The organism is Frankia sp. ACN1ag (assembly GCF_001414035.1).
GTDB lineage: Bacteria > Actinomycetota > Actinomycetes > Frankiales > Frankiaceae > Frankia > Frankia torreyi.
Window position 1 is genome coordinate 1 of record NZ_LJPA01000088.1, and the last position, 1,789, is coordinate 1,789.

General features: G+C 71.3%; 1 protein-coding gene and 2 pseudogenes. All 3 read left to right on the plus strand.

Annotated features, from left to right (window positions below; translation table 11 throughout):
- Nucleotides 1–154: 154 nt before the first annotated feature.
- Nucleotides 155–537 (plus strand): DUF4277 domain-containing protein (locus UK82_RS41265; RefSeq protein ID WP_236706638.1); only part of this gene is annotated, 383 nt, incomplete at its 3' end.
- 1 nt (nucleotide 538) lies between these two features.
- Nucleotides 539–1,360, plus strand: a pseudogene (locus tag UK82_RS41270) (transposase); the annotation flags it as partial.
- A 1-nt stretch (nucleotide 1,361) separates the two neighbouring features.
- Nucleotides 1,362–1,714, plus strand: a pseudogene (locus tag UK82_RS41275) (transposase); the annotation flags it as partial.
- Nucleotides 1,715–1,789 lie beyond the last annotated feature (75 nt).

The following is a 1,789-nucleotide window of genomic DNA, read 5'->3' on the forward strand; positions in this document are numbered from 1 at the left end:
GCTAGCCCTGTCCTTCGCACGTTCGTGCGATGTGACAGTTCCGTGATCTTTTGGTTGTTCCGTGTCGGGTTTGCCGCGGGGTGGAGTGGTGGGCCTGGCACGGTTCCCGCCTGTGACGGTCGTGGCGGGTTATGGACCTCCGAGCGTGGAGAAGATGCTCGGCGCGCTGCCGGTCGTGCGGGACTTCCTGCGCCGGCTTGGGGTGGCCAGCGTCGTCGACCGACTCTGCCCGGTCCGCGAGGACGCCCGGCTGACCCACGGCCAGGTCATCGAGGTCCTCATCGCCAACCGGTTGACCTGCCCGACCGCGATGGTCCGGGTCGCCGACTGGGCGGCGGCCTGGGCGGTCGAGGAGGTCTTCGACGTCGCGGCGGACGCGCTGAACGACGACCGGATCGCCCGGGCTCTCGACGCCCTGGCCGGGCAGGCCGAGGCCGTCGTCGGCTCGGTCGGCGCGGCGGCGGTCACCGCGTTCGCCCTGGATCTTTCCCAGGTCCACTGGGACATGACCTCGATCTCCCTCTACGGCGCTTACCCNCAGGTCGACCCGGGCTACGCGACGCCTCGCCACGGTCATCCCAAGGACCGCCGGCCCGATCTCAAGCAGGTCCAGACCGGGCTGGGTGTGCTCGGTGACGGCGGGGTCCCGCTGGTCGCGAAGGCCTACGACGGCGGCGCCGCGGAGGTCTCCCAGGTCGTCGGCGCGCTGCGTGCCCTGCAGACAGTGGCCGGGCGCCGCGAGTTCCTGCTGGTCGGGGACACCAAGCTGGTCTCCTACGGCAACCTCACCGAGCTGGCCGCCGCCGGCACACGGTTCCTCGCCCCGGCGCCGAAAAGCGTCGTGCCCGCCGCCGTGCTCGCCGCCCTCGACGTCACGACCGCGGCCCCGGTCGACTACGTCGCCGTCCGCGACCGGGAGAAATTCGCTCACCAACGCGGCTTCTACCGGGCCTGCGAGGGCCTGACCACGATGCGCGGACCCCGCAAGAACAACCCGCCGCTGATCCTGCGCACCGTCTACGTCTGGTCGTCGGCCCGCGCCCAAGCCGCCGTCTCCGCCCGCCAACTCAAGCTGGACAAGGCCCGCGACGAACTCGACCGGCTGGCCCGCACCGCCGGCACCCGCTACCACCCGGACGACACGGCGGTCCGCGCCCGCGCCGAGCAGGTCTGCCGCACCCGCAGGGTCACCGCCCTCGCCCGCTACGACATCGGCCTCGACCCGGACAGCGGGAAACCGACGTTCACCTGGGCTTTCGACCAGACCGCGCTCGACGCCGACGCCGCGACCGACGGCTGGTACGCCCTGCTGACAAACCTGTCCGCCGACGAGGCCGACCCGGCCGAGGTCCTGCGCCGCNACAAAGGGCAGGAAAAGGTCGAACGCCGCTACAGCGACTACAAAGGACCACTCGCGGTCGCCCCGCTGTTCCTGCGCACCAACCAGCGCATCGACGGCCTCATCCACGTCATCTGCCTGGCCCTGCTCGTGTTCACCCTGATCGAACGCGCCGTCCGCCAGGCGATCGCCCCCGCCGAGAAGCTGCCCGGCCTCTACGCCGGCCGCCCCGCCCGGCCCACCGGCCGACTCATCCTCGAAGCCCTCGCCCCCCTGCGCCTGGTCCCCACCGCCGCCGGCCAGCCCGCCTACATCCCCAGACCCGGACCACTCCAACAGCACCTGCTCGACCTCCTCGGCATCGACCCCACCTAACCCCCATGACCCGAAAACAAGATCACAGGGGCCGGTCGGCGCAGCAGAATCCGAAGTGCGAAACACGGGGCTAGC